General features: G+C 68.3%; 16 protein-coding genes. 14 read left to right on the top strand and 2 right to left on the bottom strand.

Annotation, left to right across the window (positions count from 1 at the left end; all coding sequences use genetic code 11):
* Positions 1-79: 79 nt before the first annotated feature.
* The 11 genes from D7T59_RS13800 to tkt all read left to right on the top strand — a co-directional run bounded on the left by D7T59_RS13800 (position 80) and on the right by tkt (position 14,010).
* A complete protein-coding gene (locus D7T59_RS13800; RefSeq protein ID WP_005410857.1) occupies positions 80-736 on the top strand; it encodes a type IV pilus inner membrane component PilO in 657 nt (218 codons plus the stop codon).
* Between the two features lie 26 nt (positions 737-762).
* Positions 763-1,266 (top strand): pilus assembly protein PilP, encoded by a 504-nt coding sequence (locus D7T59_RS13795; protein WP_043035665.1) that lies wholly within the window; start codon positions 763-765, stop codon positions 1,264-1,266.
* 21 nt (positions 1,267-1,287) lie between these two features.
* Complete coding sequence (locus D7T59_RS13790; RefSeq protein WP_164137541.1) at positions 1,288-3,258, top strand: type IV pilus secretin PilQ; 1,971 nt, start codon at positions 1,288-1,290, stop codon at positions 3,256-3,258.
* Between the two features lie 198 nt (positions 3,259-3,456).
* A complete protein-coding gene (locus D7T59_RS13785) occupies positions 3,457-4,482 on the top strand; it encodes an AAA family ATPase (RefSeq protein WP_005410854.1) in 1,026 nt (341 codons plus the stop codon).
* A gap of 8 nt (positions 4,483-4,490) precedes the next feature.
* On the top strand, positions 4,491-5,420 hold the full coding sequence (locus D7T59_RS13780; protein WP_164137543.1) for a DUF58 domain-containing protein: 930 nt from the start codon (positions 4,491-4,493) through the stop codon (positions 5,418-5,420).
* Positions 5,417-5,866 carry a DUF4381 family protein gene (locus D7T59_RS13775; RefSeq protein ID WP_164137544.1) on the top strand — a complete coding sequence of 150 codons (450 nt, stop codon included), beginning with the start codon at positions 5,417-5,419 and terminating at the stop codon, positions 5,864-5,866. Before D7T59_RS13780 ends, D7T59_RS13775 begins: the two co-directional genes overlap by 4 nt.
* Positions 5,863-6,867, top strand: coding sequence for a vWA domain-containing protein (locus tag D7T59_RS13770; protein WP_164137545.1), 1,005 nt, complete (start codon positions 5,863-5,865; stop codon positions 6,865-6,867). Before D7T59_RS13775 ends, D7T59_RS13770 begins: the two co-directional genes overlap by 4 nt.
* Positions 6,864-8,708 carry a VWA domain-containing protein gene (locus D7T59_RS13765; RefSeq protein ID WP_180852661.1) on the top strand — a complete coding sequence of 615 codons (1,845 nt, stop codon included), beginning with the start codon at positions 6,864-6,866 and terminating at the stop codon, positions 8,706-8,708. Before D7T59_RS13770 ends, D7T59_RS13765 begins: the two co-directional genes overlap by 4 nt.
* Complete coding sequence (locus D7T59_RS13760; RefSeq protein WP_180852660.1) at positions 8,705-10,420, top strand: BatD family protein; 1,716 nt, start codon at positions 8,705-8,707, stop codon at positions 10,418-10,420. The genes D7T59_RS13765 and D7T59_RS13760 overlap by 4 nt, the downstream gene beginning before the upstream one ends.
* Positions 10,421-10,477: 57 nt before the next feature.
* A complete protein-coding gene (locus D7T59_RS13755; RefSeq protein ID WP_099555164.1) occupies positions 10,478-11,797 on the top strand; it encodes a dicarboxylate/amino acid:cation symporter in 1,320 nt (439 codons plus the stop codon).
* Between the two features lie 215 nt (positions 11,798-12,012).
* Positions 12,013-14,010 (top strand): transketolase, encoded by a 1,998-nt coding sequence (gene tkt / locus D7T59_RS13750; RefSeq protein ID WP_180852659.1) that lies wholly within the window; start codon positions 12,013-12,015, stop codon positions 14,008-14,010.
* A gap of 153 nt (positions 14,011-14,163) precedes the next feature.
* Here tkt and D7T59_RS13745 read toward each other — a convergent pair whose 3' ends face one another.
* Positions 14,164-16,116 carry an acetyl-CoA hydrolase/transferase C-terminal domain-containing protein gene (locus D7T59_RS13745; RefSeq protein ID WP_180852658.1) on the bottom strand — a complete coding sequence of 651 codons (1,953 nt, stop codon included), beginning with the start codon at positions 16,114-16,116 and terminating at the stop codon, positions 14,164-14,166.
* Positions 16,117-16,150: 34 nt separating this feature from the next.
* Positions 16,151-16,708 carry a flavin reductase family protein gene (locus D7T59_RS13740; protein ID WP_180852657.1) on the bottom strand — a complete coding sequence of 186 codons (558 nt, stop codon included), beginning with the start codon at positions 16,706-16,708 and terminating at the stop codon, positions 16,151-16,153.
* Between the two features lie 118 nt (positions 16,709-16,826).
* Here D7T59_RS13740 and D7T59_RS13735 point away from each other — a divergent pair, with 118 nt between their 5' ends.
* Genes D7T59_RS13735 through D7T59_RS13725 form a run of 3 tightly spaced genes read left to right on the top strand, consistent with a single transcriptional unit; the run spans position 16,827 to position 18,986 of the window.
* A complete protein-coding gene (locus tag D7T59_RS13735; RefSeq protein ID WP_012481135.1) occupies positions 16,827-17,192 on the top strand; it encodes a BlaI/MecI/CopY family transcriptional regulator in 366 nt (121 codons plus the stop codon).
* The gene (locus D7T59_RS13730) at positions 17,185-18,426 is read left to right on the top strand and encodes a M56 family metallopeptidase (RefSeq protein WP_180852656.1); all 1,242 of its coding nucleotides are present in this window, start codon (positions 17,185-17,187) and stop codon (positions 18,424-18,426) included. The genes D7T59_RS13735 and D7T59_RS13730 overlap by 8 nt, the downstream gene beginning before the upstream one ends.
* A complete protein-coding gene (locus tag D7T59_RS13725) occupies positions 18,423-18,986 on the top strand; it encodes a hypothetical protein (RefSeq protein ID WP_180852655.1) in 564 nt (187 codons plus the stop codon). The genes D7T59_RS13730 and D7T59_RS13725 overlap by 4 nt, the downstream gene beginning before the upstream one ends.
* Positions 18,987-19,024 lie beyond the last annotated feature (38 nt).

The raw sequence follows: 19,024 nt of genomic DNA, 5'->3' as shown, positions 1-19,024 counted from the left end.
CACCGGCGGCCAGGCCTGAGGGCAGCCGCCTGGCGCAGCCGCCGCAGGCCTCTTACGCCCCGCTGCAGGGGGATCGCGCATGAGCCAGAAAATCGATCTGAAGAACCTGGATTTCAACGACATCGGCAACTGGCCGCAGAAGGCCAAGATCGTGTTCTGCTCGTTGCTGGCGCTGGTCATCATGTTCGTTGCGTGGATGCTGCTGATCAGCGGCAAGCGCGATGAACTGGCCAGCCTGGAATCGAAGGAAAGCGATCTGCGTACCGAGTTCTCCAAGCAGCAGGAACGCGCGGTGAACCTGGGGCCGCTGAAGCAGCAGCTGGCGCAGATGGAGCAGGTGCTGCAGCAGATGCTGCGGCAGCTGCCCAGCAAGACTGAAATGCCGGACCTGATCATCGACATTTCGCAGACCGCGCTGTCCAGCGGCCTGACCAGCCAGCTGTTCGAGCCGGAACAGGAGCAGGTCAAGGAGTTCTACGCCGAGAAGCCGATCAAGCTGAAGATGGTGGGCAGCTACCACCAGTTCGGTGCGTTCGTCAGTGGCGTGGCCTCGCTGCCGCGCGTGGTGATCCTGACCATGCACGACATCAACCTGAAGCCGGCGGACAAGGCCGGTGGCGGTTCACGTGCCGGTGCGCTGGAGTTGTCCGGCACGGTCAAGACCTACCGGTATCTCGACGAGACCGAGGTGCAGGAACAGCAGAAGGCTGAAGCCGGCAAGGAGGGCAGCAAGTGATCCGTTCCTTCTTTGCACGTTGCGGGATGGTCGCTGCCGTGTTGCTGCTGGCCGCCTGCGGCCGTGGCGTGACCAGCACGCCGGGCGATGCGCCGAATCTCGAGAAGTGGGTGGAAGGCGAACGTGCCCGGCCGGCGCAGCCGCTGGAACCGTTGCCTGTGATGCAGCAGTTCGAGACCTTCGAGTACTCCGCGCAGGGCCTGCGTGATCCGTTCACCGATGCCTGGACCAATCCGCAGGGGAATGGCGGATTGCGGCCGGATCCGAACCGGCGCAAGGAGCCCCTGGAGGGCTTCCCGCTGGACGCACTGGACATGGTCGGTACCATCGGCACCGGCGGCGGCACCGTCGCGCTGGTGATGGGGCCGGACAAGGTGACCTACCGGGTGCGCCCGGGCGGTTACCTGGGGCAGAGCGACGGGCGGGTCACTGCGGTCTTCGAAGACCGTGTGGAGCTGATCGAACTGGTGCCGGATGGCGCGGGTGGCTGGCTGGAACGGCCGGCAACGCTCTCGCTTGAAGATCAATGATCGTTTACTGGGGATAGCACGATGACCTTTCACCAAGCCAAGGGGCTGCGTCCCATCCGGCGCTCTACCTTGAACCGTGTCAGCGCGTTGGGAGTCGCGCTGATGCTGGCCTGCGCTCCGGCGCTGGCCGCCGCACCGGCGGAGAAGCCGGTGGGCACCACCGTCGCACCGGCCGCGGCACCCGCCGGCCTGTCGGTGGCCAAGATCGATTTCAAGCGCGGCGATGATGGCGCGGGCCGCCTGATCGTGCAGTTTGATGGCCAGGGCGCGATCCCGGACCTGCGCACGCAGGGCAACAGCGTGGTGGTCGACGTCGGCAATGCCCGCCTGCCGGCCAACCTGCAGAAGCCGCTGAACGTCGTCGACTTCGCCACTCCGGTGCAGCGCATCGACGCCAAACCGTCCGGCGCCGGCACCCAGCTGGTGCTGAGCACCGGTGGTGCGGTGGAGTCGCTGGCCTACCAGAGCGGCAACGAATACGTGGTCGAGATCAGCGCGCGGCAGGCTCCGGCCGCCGTCGGTGCGGTGACCGCAGGCAGCGTCACCCAGGCGGCAAAGGCCGTCGGCCAGCGTGGCTTCACCGGCAAGCCGGTGACCTTCAACTTCCAGGACGTGCCGGTGCGCACCGTGCTGCAGTTGATCGCCGAAGAGTCCAACCTCAACGTGGTGGCCTCCGACTCGGTGCAGGGCAATGTGACGCTGCGCCTGGTCAACGTGCCGTGGGACCAGGCGCTGGACATCGTGCTGCGTGCCAAGGGCCTGGACAAGCGACGCGACGGCAGCGTGATCTGGGTCGGCCCGCAGGCCGAACTGGCCAAGTTCGAGCAGGAGAAGGAAGACGCTCGCATCGCCATCGAGAACCGCGAAGACCTGGTGACCGATTACGTCCAGATCAACTACCACAGCGCCACCCAGATCTTCAAAGCCCTGACCGAAGCCAAGGGCATCGGCGGTGGTGGCGGTGGGGGTGGTGCAGGTGGTGGTGGCGGTGGCTCGTCGCAGGAGGAAAGTGGCTTCCTGTCCGGCCGTGGCCGCATCGTCGCCGACGAGCGCACCAACACGCTGATGATCAGCGACATTCCGAAGAAGATCGCACGCATGCGTGAGCTGATCAGCGTGATCGACCGCCCGGTCGACCAGGTGCTGATCGAGAGCCGCATCGTCATCGCGACCGATACGTTCGCACGTGAGCTGGGTGCGCGGTTCGGCATCAGCGGCAGCCGCGACAATGCCTACTTCAGCGGCAACCTCGAAGCCAACGCCAAGAACCGCGATGCCGACGTTACCGCCAATGCGACCAACGCCAAGGCGTACCGCGACTGGGTGGCGGGCGGCAGCACCGGCCCGGCGCCGATTCCGGTCGGTTCGACGATCACCCGTGGCCTGAACTGGGCGATGCCGGCGGCGTCCACCAACCCGGCGGGTTCGCTGGCGCTGTCGATCCTCAATGCCGGCTACCTGCTGGACGTGGAGCTGTCGGCGATGCAGGAGGAGTCGCGTGGTGAAGTGATCTCCAACCCGCGCGTGGTCACCACCAACCAGCGCGAGGCCCTGATCAAGCAGGGCAAGGAAATCGGCTATGTGACCATCAGTGCCGGTGCGGGCGGTGTGGCTACGCCGAACGTGCAGTTCAAGGAAGTGGTGCTGGAACTGAAGGTCACCCCGACCATCACCAACGACAACCGCGTGTTCCTCAACATGCAGGTGAAGAAGGACGAAGTGGATCGGCTGATCCAGCTGGAAGGCTATGGCACCGTGCCATCGATCAACCGCCGCGAAGTGAACACCGCGGTGCTGGTCGAGGACGGGCAGACCGTGGTCATCGGTGGTGTGTACGAGTTCACCGACCGCAACAGCATCAGCAAGGTTCCGTTCCTGGGCGATGTGCCGTTCCTGGGCAATCTGTTCAAGAAGCGTGGCCGCAGCAAGGACAAGGCCGAGCTGCTGGTGTTCGTGACCCCGAAGGTGCTGCGCGTGGCCAGGCAGAACTGAGCCATCGCAACCGCGACACGAAGAAGGGCCGCCATGTGCGGCCCTTCTTCGTTCACGCCGGACGCCATCCGTGGGCGACCCGGTAGATCCACGCCATGCGTGGATGAGATGCTTGTTCAGCCGTTCTTGATGCCAATCGCAAGGCACCCTGCGATGATGTCGGGAACCCGTGCCGTCCCGCGCCGGTCAAAGGCCCCCATGAACCTGCCACCGCCGATGCCCGAAACCGTCTCGCCGCCGCCCGCGCCGGCCGCCTCCCGTCTGCATGGCGCCTTCAACCAGCTGCGCGACGCGCTGTCGGCCGAAATCGTCGGCCAGGCGGCCCTGGTCGAACGCCTGTTGATCGCATTGCTGGCCGACGGGCACCTGCTGGTGGAGGGCGCCCCGGGCCTGGCCAAGACCACGGCCATCCGCGCGCTGGCCTCGCGCCTGGAGGCGGATTTCGCCCGCGTGCAGTTCACCCCCGACCTGCTGCCGGCCGACCTGACCGGCACCGAGATCTGGCGCCCGCAGGAAGGACGCTTCGAATTCGTACCCGGCCCGATCTTCCATCCGATCCTGCTGGCCGATGAAATCAACCGTGCGCCGGCCAAGGTGCAGTCGGCGCTGCTGGAAGCGATGGGCGAGCGCCAGGTCACCGTTGGCCGCCACACCTACGCATTGCCGCCGCTGTTCCTGGTGATGGCCACGCAGAACCCGATCGAGCAGGAAGGTACCTTCCCGCTGCCGGAAGCGCAGCTGGACCGTTTCCTGATGCACGTGCGCATCGGCTACCCGGACCAGGCGGCCGAATCGGAGATCCTGCGGCTCGCCCGCGAGCGCGCCCGTGGCGCACTGGGCGAGGCGGCGCCCGCACCGGAGAAGCTGCCGATGCAGGATGTGTTCGATGCCCGCCGCGAAGTGCTGGACCTGCACATGGCACCGGCATTGGAACGCTATCTGGTCGAACTTGTGCTGGCCTCGCGTGATCCGTCGCGCTATGACGCCGGCCTCGGCCGCCGCATCGCCTGGGGCGCAAGCCCGCGTGGCTCCATTGCGTTGGAACGCTGCGCACGCGCACGCGCCTGGTTGGCCGGCCGCGACTTCGTCACCCCCGACGATGTGCGTGCGGTCGCCGCCGACGTGCTGCGCCATCGCGTGCTGCCCAGCTACGAAGCCACCGCCGAAGGCTGGGATGGCGAGCGCCTGGTGCAGGAGCTGCTGGCCCGGGTGCCGGCACCCTGAGCCTGCGCATGACCGATCCATCCCCGGAAGCCACATCCACCGTCAGCGATGGCGACGGATTGCGCCCGCACCTGTCCGAACTGGTGGCCCTGCGCCGGCTGGCACAGCGGCCGCCGCCGCCGCGCCGTGGTCGCGCCGGCAATGCCGGGCAGGCGCCGTCGCCACTGCGTGGGCGTGGCATGGAGTACGCCGAGTCACGCGAGTACGTGGCTGGTGATGATGCCCGGCATATCGACTGGCGGGTGACCGCGCGGACCGGTCGTGCCCATACCAAGCTTTTCCAGGCCGAACGCGAGCGGGTCAGCCTGATCGTGGCCGATACTTCGCCGGCGCTGTATTTCGGCACCCGCGTACGATTCAAGTCGGTGCAGGCGGCCCGCGCAGGCGCCGTCGCCGCGTGGTCGGCGCAGCGTCGCGGTGATCGCGTGGGTGCCCTGCGCGGCAGCGACCGCGAAGCGCCGATTGCACCTGCGGGTGGGCCGCGAGGCGTGCTGCGCGTGCTGGACGCACTCACCCGCTGGTACGCGCAGCCGCCCGCCGACGATCTTGGCCTGGAGCGCGCGCTGGACCATGCCGCCCGCGTGCTGCGCCCCGGCGCGCGCATGCTGGTGCTGGCCGATCCGCAGCAGGCCGCGAAGATTCCCGTCGTGCGCTGGAGCGCGCTGGCCCAGCACCATGACCTCAGCCTGGTGCTGCTGGTCGATCCCCTCGAGCTGCAACCGCCCTCGGCGGCCCTGCAGTTCCAGACCGCGCAGCAGCGCATTGGCCTCGATCTGCGTCGCAGCGAAGTGCAGTCGCACTGGCAGGCGCACTTCGTCGAGCCGCTGCAGGCGCTGCGCCGCCAGTTGGGCGCACGCCGTGTCGACGTGCAGGTGCTGTCCACCGACGCGCCCAGCGACGCCTGGTTGGCACCGTCGGCGACCGAGGTGCCGGCATGAGCGCCAACCTTCCGCTGCGCGATGTGCAGCTGCCACCGGCACCGCCGTGGTGGCCGCCGGCCCCCGGCTATCTGATGATCGGCGGCGCGGTGTTGCTGGTGATCCTGGCGCTGGCCCTGCTGTGGTGGAACCGCCGCCGTCGCCGCCAACGCTGGTTGCAGGCGTTCGACCAGGAGTTGGCCACCGCCGCCGATGCCACCGCGGAACTGGCGGTGATCGCCGGCCTGCTGCGCCGCGCCGCGCGGCAGGCACAGCCGGGCAGTGAATCCCTGCGCGACGACGCCTGGTGGCAGCGCGTGGATCCGAAGGGCACGCTGCCCGGCGCGCGCCGCAGCCTGTTGGCCGAAGGTGCCTATCGCCCCCGCGTGGACGCCAGCGAAGTGGTGGCCGTGCGCCGCTGGGCCCGCGAGCGCTACCTGGCGATGCTGCTGGAGCGCCGCCGATGAACCTGCTGGCGAGTTACTGGCCGTGGCCGGACCTGCAGCTGGCGTGGCCGCTGGCCCTGCTGGCGTTGCCGCTGCCACTGCTGATGCGGTGGTGGAAGCGCCGCGCCGACCCGGGTGCAGCACTGCGCGTGCCGTACGCGGCGAGCGAACTGGAAGCGCTGTCCGGTGGAGGCCGTGTCGATGTGTCGTGGCTGCGCACGCTGCTGCTGTGGCTGGGCTGGTGCGCGCTGTGCATCGCGCTGGCGCGCCCGCAGCAGCTGGGTGAGGCCATCACGCCACCGCAGCAGGGGCGGCAGATGATGCTGGCTATGGACGTATCCGGCAGCATGGGCGAGGGCGACATGGTACTGGGTGGGCAGGCGGTGGATCGCCTCACCGCGGCCAAGGCCGTGCTGGCCGACTTCCTGGATCGTCGCGCCGGTGATCGCATCGGCCTGCTGATCTTTGGCGACCGCGCCTACACGCTCACGCCGCTCACTGCCGACCTGGCCAGCGTGCGCGACCAGCTGCGCGACAGCGTGGTCGGCCTGGCTGGCCGCGAGACGGCCATCGGTGATGCCATCGGCCTGGCGGTGAAGCGCCTGCGCAGCCAGCCCGAAGGGCAGCGTGTACTGATCCTGCTGACCGACGGCGTCAGCAATGCCGGCGTGCTCGAACCGCTGCGCGCGGCCGAAGTCGCGCACGCCGAAGGTGTACGCATCCACACTGTCGCGTTCGGTGGCGATGGCAGCATGCGCTTCCTCGGCATTCCGATTTCCGCTGATGAGGACCCGGTCGACGAGGCAACGTTGAAGAAGATTGCCAGCCTGACGGGTGGCCAGTTCTTCCGCGCACGCGATACCGCGCAGCTGGCCGGCATCTACGCCGAACTGGACCGTCTGGAGCCGATCGCGGCGAAGGGGCCGAGCCTGCGCCCGCGCGAGGAACGCTACGCATGGCCGCTGGGCCTGGCGTTGCTGCTGGGCGCATTGGCCTGGGTGTGGCCGGAGCGTCGTCGATGATCGCGTTCGCTTCCCATCTCCCGGACTGGAACGCGCTGCACTTCCTGCGCCCGGAATGGCTGTGGGCATTGCTGGCGCTGCCGGTGATTCTCGCCGTGGCGCTGTACCGGCAGCGGCGCAGCGATGCGTGGCGGCAGGCGGTGGATGCACATCTGTTGCCGCATCTGCTGGCCGCTGGTACGCGCCGTCGCATGCGGCTGCCATTGGCGGTGCTGCTGGGCTGGACGCTGGCATCGCTGGCCATGGCCGGACCGAGCTGGCGGCAGCAGGCTCAACCGATGTTCCAGCCCAGCGCACCGCTGCTGGTGGTGCTGGATCTGTCCAGCCGCATCACCGCCACCGACCTGCCGCCGTCGCGCCTGCTGCAGGCACGCGCCAAGGTCGGCGAGCTCCTGCGCGCACGCAAGGGCGGCCAGGTCGGCCTGGTGGTGTACGCCGAAGATGCCTACACCGTGGCGCCGCTGACCGATGACGGCAGCAACGTCGCGCTGTACCTGGATGCCTTGTCGCCGGATGTGATGCCGCGTGATGGCCAGCGTGCCGACCGTGGCATCGACTGGGCCACGCGGCTGATGCGGCAGATCGCTGCACCGCAGGGACAGATCCTGCTGGTCACCGATCAAGCCGATGGCGAAGCGGCATTGGCGGCCGCGCAGGCCCGTGGTCTCGGCCTGCAGGTGTCGGTGCTGGGGCTCGGTACTCCGGCGGGTGCGGCGTACCGCGACGGCAGTGGGCAGATCCGCCAGGCTGCACTGGATGAGGGCAGCCTGCGTGCCGTTGCCACGGCAGGTGGCGGTCGCTATGCGCGCATTGCCGCCGATGGCAGTGACCTGCGTGCGCTGGGCGTGCTCGATGCACGCGAGGGTGCGGCCGCGCAACGGCCGGGCGAAGGCAAGCAATGGCGTGATGAGGGCTTCTGGCTGTTGCCGCCGCTGATGCTGCTTGCGCTGCTGGCCTTCCGCCGCCGCGCAGTACTGGCGGCAGTGCTGGCGGTGGGCCTGTTGCCGTGGATGAGTGATGCGCAGGCGCAGGCGCCTGCCGCGTCCGCTTCGCAGCCGCCGCAGGGCACCTTGTGGAAACGGGCCGACCAGTTGCAGCACCAGCGCCTGGCCGACGGCGTGCAGGCCTACCGCAAGGGCGACTTCGCCACTGCGCGCAAGCAGTTCGAAGGCATCGACAACGATGCCGGCTGGTACAACCTGGCCAACACGCTGGCGCGCCAGGGCAGCTACGATGAAGCCATCGCCGCCTACGACCGCGCGCTGGCGTTGCATCCCGGCATGCCCGATGCGGTGGCCAACCGCGCGGTGGTCGATGCCGCGCGCAAGCGCAGGCAGTCGGGGGGGCAGGGCCAGGACCAGCAGAAGCCGCAGCAGAACGGGCAGCAGAAGCAGCAGAACCCATCCCAGGGCCAGCAGAACCCGCAAGGCCAGCAGCCGCAGCAGGGCCAGAAGGATCCGGGACAGGGGCAGCCACAGTCGCAGCAGGGCCAGCAGGGCCAGCCCAGGCCGGGTGACGACAGCACGCAATCGAAGCCGCAGTCCGGCGAACGCAGCCGCGATGGCCAGCAGGCGCCGCCGCAGGTTGAGGATGCCAAGGCCCAGGCACAGGCCGACGAGCAGCAGCGCCAGCGCATGCAGCAGGCGATGCAGCAGGCGCGCGAGGGCGAGGCGGACAAGGACGGCAAGCCGGTGCAGGGCAGTGACGGCCGCACCCCGCGCCAGCGCGAAGAGCAGCAAGCAGTGGAAGCGTGGATGCGGCGTGTTCCGGACGATCCGGGCGCACTGCTGCGGGCCAAGTTCCAGCTGGAAAACGAACGCAGGAAGAGGGAAGGGCGATGACGCGGGCGATCAACATGCATGGGCGCTGGCCATGGCGGGTACTGGCGGTGCTGCTGTTGTGGCTGCCGCTGCTGGCCTGGGCGCAACCGCGGGCCTGGCTTGACCGTGACCGCATCGCGATGGGCGATACGGTCACCCTCAACGTCGAGAGCGACCAGGGCGCGCCGGACTTCACCCTGCTGCGCAACGACTTCGACCTGAGCGGGCAGACCAGCAGCCGCCAGGTGGAGTGGAGCAACGGCAGCATGCAGCAGCGCAATCTGTATGGCGTGGCACTGACGCCACGGCGCAGCGGTGCGCTGGTGATTCCGGGCCTGCAGGTGGGCAGTGCACGTACCGCGCCGCTGACCCTGCAGGTGGACGCGGCTGCCGTGGCCGGCCCCGACAGCAATGCAATGGCCTTCATCGAGACGGTTGTCGATGATGAGACGCCCTATGTGCAGCAGAGCGTGGGCGTGGTGGTGCGCCTGTATTTCGCATCACAGCTGGCGTCGGGCGAGCTTGTGCTGGATACACCGGCCGGTGCGTCGCTGCAGCGTGTGGGCGATGACCGCACCGATGTGCGCCAGGTCAACGGCCGCCGTTACAACATGGTCGAGCGTCGCTTCCTGCTGATCCCGGAGCGCAGCGGCACCCTGCGCCTCGCGGGTGCGCGCTTCAACGGCCGCAGCGCCGGTGGTTTCTTCGATGATTTCTTCGGTGGTGGCGATGGCCGCATGAATGCCACCGGCGCCGACCGCACCCTGCAGGTGCAGGCGCAACCGGCACAGGCGCCGCAGCCATGGCTGCCGCTGCAGAGCCTTCAGCTGCGCTACACCAGTGCGCCGACCAGCGCCCGTACGGGCGAGGCCGCCAATGTGGTGGTCGAGGCGATTGCCGAAGGGGCAACCCGCGCACAGTTCACCGACCTGCCGGTGCCGGATCTCGGCACCCAGGCGCAGGTATTCGCCGAACCTGTGCAGTACGAAGAATCGTTCAATGGCAGCACGCCGCGGCTGAAGATCACCCGCCGCTATTCGATCGTGCCGCGCCAGCCCGGCTCGCTGGTGGTGCCGGGGCCGCGCCTGCCGTGGTGGGATGTGCGCGCAGGCAAGGCGCAGGAAGCGAAGCTGCCGGATCTGACGCTGGCGGTTGCGGCGGGCAATGGCGCTGGCAACACCTCGCCGGCACCGCTGCCGCCAATCGACACCGATGCCGCGCTGCCCGGCAGCGATGGCCAGGACAGCCGCATCGCCGCGACCGATCCGCGCGCCGGTGGCCTGGCCGAGCGTCCGTGGCCGTGGATGGGCGCAGCCATCGGCCTTGCGCTGCTGTGGCTGTTGACCCTGTTGTGGGGCTGGCAGCGTGGCCGTCGCCCGCGTGTGGCGACGCCTGCAGCCGGCAAGCCGTCTGTGCCGACTGTGGCGAGCGGACGTGCCGGCTTGGCCGAACTGCGCCGCGCGCTGGATGGCGAAGGGTTCGAGCAGGTCGAGGCGCAGTTGTGCGCGATGGCCGGCGTCGAACGCATCGAGCAGGTCATCGCGCGGTTGGATGACCCGGCCCAGCGCCAGGTGCTGCAGGACCTGCAGCAGGCACGCTGGGGCGGGCAGGGCGATCTGGCATCGCTGCGCGCGCGTCTGCGCGAGGTCTTCCGTGACGGACCGCACTGGTCGACGGCTGCGGGGGCCGCTGACACTGGCCTGGCGCCGCTGTATCCACCGCGGCGAACCTGAACCGGCGCCGCTTGCGGGCTTTGTTAGAGTGCATTCATTTTTCGAGGAAACCCGCGTATGACAGCAGCTGCTGCCGACAAGAAGAAGTTGCCCCTGCATTGGAAGATGGGCATCGGCTTTGCGATCGGCCTGGTCCTGGGACTGATCGTGCACGCCCTGGGTGGCAGCGTCGATGGTCTGCAGGCCGGTGCCAAGTGGGTAATGGACTACGTCACCACCCCGGCGTCGGGCCTGTTCCTCAACCTGATCTTCATGCTGATCGTGCCGCTGATCTTCTCGGCGCTGATCATGGGCGTGTCGGAGATGGGCGACATCCGCGCCCTCGGCCGCATCGGCTGGAAGACCCTGGCCTACACCGTGCTGCTGTCCGGCATCGCCGTGGGCATCGGCCTGGTGCTGGTCAACCTGCTCAAGCCGGGTGCCGGCGTCGATCCGCAGGTCGCCGCGATGATGCTGTCGGAGAACGCCGAGCGCAGCAAGGAAATCGTTGCGGGCATCCATGGCACGCCCAAGGGCATGGACATGCTGCTGTCGATCGTGCCGAGCAACGTGCTGCAGGCCGCATCGGACAACGGCGCGATCCTGTCGCTGATGTTCTTCGCGCTGATGTTCGGCATCGGCATGGTGCTGACCGACAACGAGAAGGTCGCCCCGCTGCGCCGCGCCATCGAAGGCGTGTTTGAGATCTCGATGACCCTGATCAACCTGGTCATCCGCCTGGCGCCGTACGCGGTTGCCTGCTTCATGTTCAACCTGGCCGCGCTGTTCGGCTTCGAGTTGATCATCCGCCTCGGTGCCTACGTGGGCGTGGTGGTGCTGGCACTGGGCCTGCACATGGTTGTGACCTACGGTACCGCGGTGTGGCTGTCCGGCCGTTCGCCGCTGTCGTTCTTCCGCGATACCCAGGAAGCGACGGTGATGGCGTTCTCCACCGCCTCCAGCAACGCCACCCTGCCGACCGCGTTGCGCGTGGCCGACCAGATGGGCCTGCCGCAGCGCGTGTCGCGCTTCGTGCTGACCGTGGGCGCCACCGCCAACCAGAACGGCACCGCGCTGTTCGAGGGCGTGACGGTGATCTTCCTGGCCCAGTTCTTCGGCGTGGACCTGAGCATCGGCCAGCAGATCATGGTGATGGCGGTCTGCATCCTCGGTGGCATCGGTACCGCCGGCGTGCCGTCCGGCTCGCTGCCGGTGGTGGCGATGATCTGTGCGATGGTCGGCGTGAACCCGCTGGGCATCGGCCTGATCCTGGGCGTGAACCACTTCCTGGACATGTGCCGTACCGCGCTGAACGTGACCGGCGACCTGGCCCTGACCACCCTGGTGGCCAAGGGCGAGTCCCACGACGGCCCGGCGCTGACCCCGCACCAGGACTGAGTCCAACGCCACTGCTGGCGACCTGATCGGGGTCGGATTCCTTTCCGCAGGGAAAGGGCTCCGGCCCCGTTTCACATGTGGAATCCGGCGGAGACCACGACGCTGCCGGCCAGCGGCCGCCACGACCGGGCACGGTGAACCGACCCCCGGCCCGGCGACTATGGGACAATAGGCCGCCCGCACGTCCGCGGCCGCCTCCCGATTCCGACAGAACCATGACGCAGCCTACCCGTCGCCAGTTGGCCAACGCCATCCGCTTCCTTGCCGCCGATGCGGTTGAAACCGCAAAGTCCGGCCACCCCGGCATGCCCATGGGCATGGCCGACATCGCCGAAGTCCTCTGGAACGACTACCTCCGCCATAACCCGAGCAACCCGCACTGGTTCAACCGCGACCGTTTCGTGCTGTCCAACGGCCACGGTTCGATGCTGCAGTACGCGCTGCTGCACCTGAGCGGTTACGACCTGCCGATCGAGCAGCTGAAGCTGTTCCGCCAGCTGGGCAGCCACACCGCCGGTCACCCGGAACGCCACGAGACCCCGGGCGTGGAAACCACCACCGGCCCGCTGGGCCAGGGTTTCGCCAACGCCGTGGGCTTCGCCCTGGCCGAGAAGCTGCTGGCACAGCGCTTCAACCGCCCGGAGCTGGAAGTGGTCGACCACCGCACCTGGGTGTTCATGGGCGATGGCTGCCTGATGGAAGGCGTGTCGCATGAAGCGGCCTCGCTGGCTGGCACCTGGGGCCTGCACAAGCTGGTCTGCTTCTGGGACAACAACCACATCTCCATCGACGGCAACGTCGAGGGCTGGTTCACCGACAACACCCCGGAGCGTTTCGAGGCCTACGGCTGGAACGTGGTCCGCGACGTCGATGGCCACGACCCGGAAAGCATCAAGGCCGGCATCGAGGCCGCGCTGTCGCAGAGCGACAAGCCGACCCTGATCTGCTGCCGCACCACCATTGGTTTCGGTTCGCCGAACAAGGCGGGCAAGGAATCCAGCCACGGTGCCCCGCTGGGCAAGGACGAACTGGAAGCCACCCGCAAGCAGCTGGGCTGGGAGTACGGTCCGTTCGAGATCCCGCAGGCGATCTACGACGGCTGGCGCGCCAACGGCGCCGGCACCCTGCGCCAGGCCGAGTGGGAACAGCTGTTCGACAAGTACGCCAGCCAGTACCCGGGCGAAGCGGCCGAACTGACCCGTCGCTCGCACGGCGAACTGCCGGCCGACTTCGTGGCCAAGGCCGATGCCTACATCGCCCAGGTGGCCGCTGAAGGCCCGACGATCGCCTCGCGCAAGGCCTCGCAGCTGGCCATTGAAGCCTATGCCCCGCTGCTGCCGGAAATCGTCGGTGGCTCGGCTGACCTGGCGCATTCCAACCTGACCCTGTGGAAGGGCAGCACGTCGGTTGCCAGCGACGACGCCAACGCCAACTACGTGTACTACGGCGTGCGCGAGTTCGGCATGACCGCCATTGCCAACGGCCTGGCCCTGCACGGTGGTTTCATTCCGTTCGATGCCACCTTCCTGGTGTTCAGCGATTACGCCCGCAACGGCGTGCGCATGAGCGCGCTGATCCCGGCCCATGCCATCCACGTCTACACCCACGACTCGATCGGCCTGGGCGAAGACGGCCCGACCCACCAGCCGGTGGAGCACCTGGCCTCGCTGCGCTACATCCCGAACAACGACGTGTGGCGCCCGTGCGATGCGGTCGAGTCGGCAGTGAGCTGGAAGGCCGCGATCACCCGCCAGGACGGCCCGAGCTGCCTGGTGTTCAGCCGCCAGAACCTGCCGCACCAGCCGCGCAGCGCCGAGCAGATCGCCCAGATCGAGCGCGGTGGTTACGTGCTGGCCGATGCTGCCGGTACCCCGGACGTGATCCTGATCGCCACCGGTTCGGAAGTCTCGCTGGCCACCGAAGCCAAGGCCCAGCTGGACGCTGCCGGCCTCAAGACCCGCGTGGTCTCGATGCCGTCCACCGACGTGTTCCTGCGCCAGGACGCGGCCTACCGTGAATCGGTGCTGCCGAACGCCGTGCGCAAGCGCGTGGCGGTGGAAGCCGGCGTCACCGGCTTCTGGCGCCAGTTCGTCGGCCTGGACGGTGCGGTGATCGGCATCGACACCTTCGGTGCCTCGGCCCCGGCCGACCAGCTGTACAAGCACTTCGGCATCACCACCGCCCACGTGGTGGAAGCCGCCAAGGCGCTGTAAGCAGCCTCTCGGCGCAACAAAGGAAAGGCCGGCGCAAGCCGGCCTTTCTCGTTCTCCAGAGTAGATCCACGCCATGCGTGGATGAGAAAAAAGGGGACGGAGGGGATTAAGTCGTTTGTGCACAAACGACTTAATCCCCTCCGTCCCCTTTTTTCAGGCGGTGCGGGCCAGCGCCAGGCGCAGCAGTCGCGCGTCCAGGCGCTCGGCGAAGTCCTTCGGTGCCTGCAGGCCCATGCGCTGCAGGTACACCGCATCGCCATCACCGGCCGGCTGCCGCAGCGCGGCCCAGACCGTGCGCAGCTTGTCGCCGCGGGTCTGCGTGTGGGCCTTCAGCCAGCCCAGCGCCTTCACCAGCACCTGCTCGATTTCGTTGAAGTCGCTGCCCAGCGGATAGTCGGGCAGGCTGCCATCGGCACGGAATGGGGCCAGTGCGGCGGCCAATGCCTGCGGCGTGTTGCGCTGCAGGCGCTGCGGGTCGGGCTGGGGCGCCGCCAGCAGCTTGCGCGAGGCGTGTGCCTGCTGCAGCAGGCCACCCTGGAACGGAGCCTCGGTGATCGCGGTCATCGCATACACGCAGTCCTCGTCGGTCAGCCCGCGCAGATCGGCGATACCATATTCGTTGAGGTAGATGTCGCGCAGATGGCGCGGGATGGTGGTGTGCCCGTAGTTCCAGCGCACGTTCGATTCGCGCTGGCCCTTGTCGTCGCGCGCAGCGCGGAACATCAACACGCTGCGCGCTTCCGGCAGCGCATGTGCCATCGCCACGAAGTTGTACTGGCCGCCCACGCCGGACACCACGCGGCCATCGTCCAGCGCATCCGACACGGCCGCGCCCAGTGCGGTGGCCATCATGCAGGAGTTGAAGAAGCGCGCGTGGCGGCGCTGCAGGCGCTCCAGCGTCTCGTTGCCGCCGTACAGCTGGTTGATCTCGCTGATGCGGCGCATGCCGATCGCACGGCATTCGTCTTCCGGCAGCGTGCGCAGCCACGCGTAGAATTCCGGCGAACCCAGGTAGAACGCGCCGTGCAGGTACTCGCCCTCGGCGGCCAGGGTGGCATGGTCGATGGACAACGTGCTGCCGTTCTCGATGCGCTGCATCAGCGCCAGGTCGTCATGCACCTTGCGCTTGATCACCCCGGTCTGCACCAGCCGCCGGAAGCCTTCGTTGAGCATTTCGCTGCAGCCGTACAGGCCCACCTCGAACGGATCCAGCCCGCCGATCTCCTGCACCAGCGGGTGGCTGGCCAGCTGCGGATCCAGCGCGTGCAGCACGCGGCGGTAGCGCGCGTTGTCGGTGTGGCGCAGCACCAGCGCGTGGCTGAGCGCGTCGGCCAGCGTGCCGATGCCGATCTGCAGGGTGCCGCCGTCGCGCACCAGGGTGCTGGCATACAGGCCGATGGCGTAGTCGGCATCACCGACCGGCTGCCGTGGCAGGCCGAACAGTGCCGGGTACGGCGGTGGCGGAGTGATCACCAGATCGAAGAAGGACACGTCGACCGTGGCCGAGCCGCCCAGGTAGGGCAGCTGCGGGTCGATCTCGGCGATCAGCAGGGGGCGCGGCAGGCCACGCGCTGCGATGGCATCGAGCGTGTCCTGGGTGATGTCGTTGTTGCACGACAGCGAGAGCCGGCGATCATCCGGCCGCATCGCCACCTTCTGCACGATCACCTGCGGCGCGCGCTGGGCGACCGCATCGGCGGCGTGGGTGTAGTTCAGGCTGGTATAGCTGGACTGCGCCTGGCGCGAACCGAGCAGGGCGCCGGACTGCATGTAGAACTCTTCCACCTGCACATGCGCCGGCAACGCGTCGCGCGCGATTGCATCGGCATAGGCCAGGCGCGGGAAATCATCGCCGAAATGGCGCTGCGCGAACGGCGCCATGAAGCGCGCTTCCAGGCCGTTGCCGCGCACCTTCGGTGGGTTCAGTGACAGCGCGGTATACAGCTGCAGCGGCCGCGACGGGTCGTGCTCGACGCGCGCGTACAGCGCATTGAGCAGCCGGTGCGGCTTGCCCAGTGCCAGCGGTGCCCCGATCCGCAACGGCCCGTCCACGCGCGCAAACAACCAGTCGACTGCGGCGTCCAGGTCGGTGAGGTGTTCGGTCATGCGGGGCGGTCCTGCGTGTGGGGGAGTGCTGGCATTACAGCATGTCGGGCTTGAACCGCCGTCGACGCGAGACTTCGGCGCCGGCCACCATGAACTGCCCATCGCCGCGGTAGTGCACCGTGCGTGGCAGCTTCGGCCGTGGCGCCACATGTGCGCGCACGATTTCCCAGATGAACAGGTTGTTCGATGCCACCTGGCTGTCGTCGTAGATGCGGCATTCGAAGCACGAATGACATTGCCCCACCAGTGGCGCGCCGACCTCGCGCGCGGGCAGTGCATCCAGCCCGAACCGGGCGAACTTGTCGACCTCGCGACCGCTGCAGTTGCCGATGTCCACCACGGTATCGAGCAGCTCCACGCCGGGTACGTTGATCACGCACTCGCCACTGCCCACGGCCAGGCCGTGGCTGTGGTTCTCGTTCCACAGGTAGGTGGCGACCAGTGAAGGGGAGAAGCCCATCACCATGTGCCAGCCCATCGTCATCAGGTTGCGCTGGCCGCGCCAGGCGGTGCCGACCAGCACGATCGGGCCGGGTTCGAGGAAGCGGCGGGCCTGCTCGACCGGGACGTCCTTCTTGGGCAGCGCTTTCATCCGATGCCAGGGGCGGGAGGAACCGATGCTGGCGCAGCCGGGATGAACCCGGAGTCGAGGGGCTTGACATGAGGTTCGATTACGCGCGTAATCAATTCGTCGATTACGGATGTAAACCATGACCCCGATCAGCGAAGCCGAAGCCGTTGTGATGGAGGTGCTGTGGCAGCAGGCACCACGTAGCGCCGACGAAGTGGTCGCCGCGCTGGCCCACCGCGACTGGGCCGAGCCGACCATCAAGACCCTGCTCAACCGCCTGCTGACCAAGGGCGCGATCGCCGCCGAGCGCGATGGACGGCGCTACCTTTACCGGCCGCTGCTGCAGCGCCAGGCCTGGGTGGAGGCGCAGAGCCAGGACTTCATCGGACGCGTCTTCGAGGGCCGCGTGGCGCCACTGGTGGCGCACTTCAGCGAACGTGGGCAGCTGAGCGCGCAGGACATTGCCGAACTGAAGAAGCTGATCCAGGAGCTGGACCATGACTGAGCTGCTCGACGGACTGTGGCGGGCCAGCCTGTGGCTGGCGGTGGGCGTGCTGCTGCTGGCGGCGCTGCGACCGCTGCTGGTGAGCCTGGGCGGCGCCGGGCTGGCCTATCGCAGCTGGTGGCTGCTGCCGTTGCTGCTGGTGACCTTGCTGTTGCCATTGCCACAGGCTGCGCTGTTGCAGCACGTGCCGACAGTGCCGCTGAAAGTGGTGCCAGGGGCGGTGGATGGACTGGCCGCCCCCGCGCTGCCATGGGCACGGCTGTTGCTGCTGGCATGGGCGCTGGGCACCGGCATCTGCCTGCTGCGCGACCTGCGTGCGCAGCGTCGTTTCGAACGCAGCATGGGCCCACTGCGTGCACGTGCCGATGGTAGCTGGCAGGCCAGCGGCGATCCCGGGCTGCCGGCGCTGGTCGGCCTGTGGCGGCCACGCATCGTGGTCGGCCCGGCATTCGATCAGCAGTTCACCGCACAGGAGCAGAACCTGATCCTGCAGCACGAGCGCAGCCATCGCCGCCATGGCGACCACTGGGCCAACGGTGCGCTGCTGCTGGTCCGCGCGGTGTTCTGGTTCCACCCGCTGCTGCCGTGGGCCGCACGCCGCTTCCTGCGCGACCAGGAACTGGCCTGCGATGCCCGCACCATCGGTCCGCAGCCTGCGCTGCGCGGCCTCTACGCCAGCACGCTGCTGAAGGCGCAGCTGGTCCACCCGGTTGCGCCAGCGGTCTGCCATTGGCGCAGCCAACCCGTGTTGAAGGAGCGTATCGCCATGTTGAAGCAGTCCAAGCGGAAGGCATTGCCGTGGGTGTCCGGGCAGGTGCTGGTGGTCGGGTTGTGCGTGGGCATGGGCGCAGTGGCGTGGGCCAGCCAGGGCGGCGCGGCCGGTGGCACCCGGATCGGTGTCGAGCCATTCGAGCATGCGCAGGAAGATGCGGCCAGGGCGGGGCTGGACCGTCCCATCCAGGTGGACAAGATGCCGCCACCGTCCTATCCGAAGTCCGCGTTCGAGCAGCGCCAGGTAGGCGTGGTCAATCTGCGCATCGAAGTGGACGAACAGGGCCATCCGACCGATGTGCAGGTGCTCAGTGCGACCAATCCTGGGGTGTTCGACGCCGTCTCCATCGCTGCCGCACGCAGCTGGACCTATCGTCCGGCAGTAAAGAACGGCAAGCCGGTGGCCGCTGCCGTACGCGTCCCGATCACCTACGCCATGGATGACACCGAGGACGCGAAGTGAAGCGGGCGCCGCTGCTGGCGATGGCGGCGCTGCTGGCGGGGTGTGCAACCCAGGATCGCCTGACCACCGTCGATACCCGCAGCGAGAATGTTGGTCACCAGCGCCTGCGGCCCGATGCCGGAGGCGGCGCCGGCCAGATCCAGCCCTACACGCTGGCCGCCAGCGAAGGCTACCGCATGCCGCAGCTGCATACGGCACCCGATCCGGTGGTGGGCGAGCGCGATCCACGCACCTCGCTGCCGCCGACCACGGTCTGCCTGCAGGTGGTGGTGGATGCGCAGGGCAGCGTTGAGCGCAGCATGCCGCTGACCGACCGCAGCCAATGCAGTGCGGGTGGGGTACCGGAGAATGCGCCCTTGCTGCAGGCCGCGCAGGAGGCAGTTGCGATGTGGAAGTACTCGCCCGCCGCGGTCTGCCACTTCGCAGCGGGCAAGGTGCCGGCTGATCGCGGCGACTGCCGCGGCGCCGAGCGGGTCGAACCGGTGGCCGTTACCCTGCAGTACGCCTTCACCTTCGAGGTCGTGAAGGGCCAGCATGTGGTGCGCACGCAGGGGCGCTAGCGCCGGGCCATGGCCGGCCAGGCAGGCGCCGTCGCCCG

This window comes from Stenotrophomonas maltophilia, from assembly GCF_013464915.1.
Taxonomy (GTDB): domain Bacteria; phylum Pseudomonadota; class Gammaproteobacteria; order Xanthomonadales; family Xanthomonadaceae; genus Stenotrophomonas; species Stenotrophomonas maltophilia_AT.
Note: the sequence above shows the minus strand (reverse complement) of the source record. Positions and strands in the feature narration are given on the sequence as shown.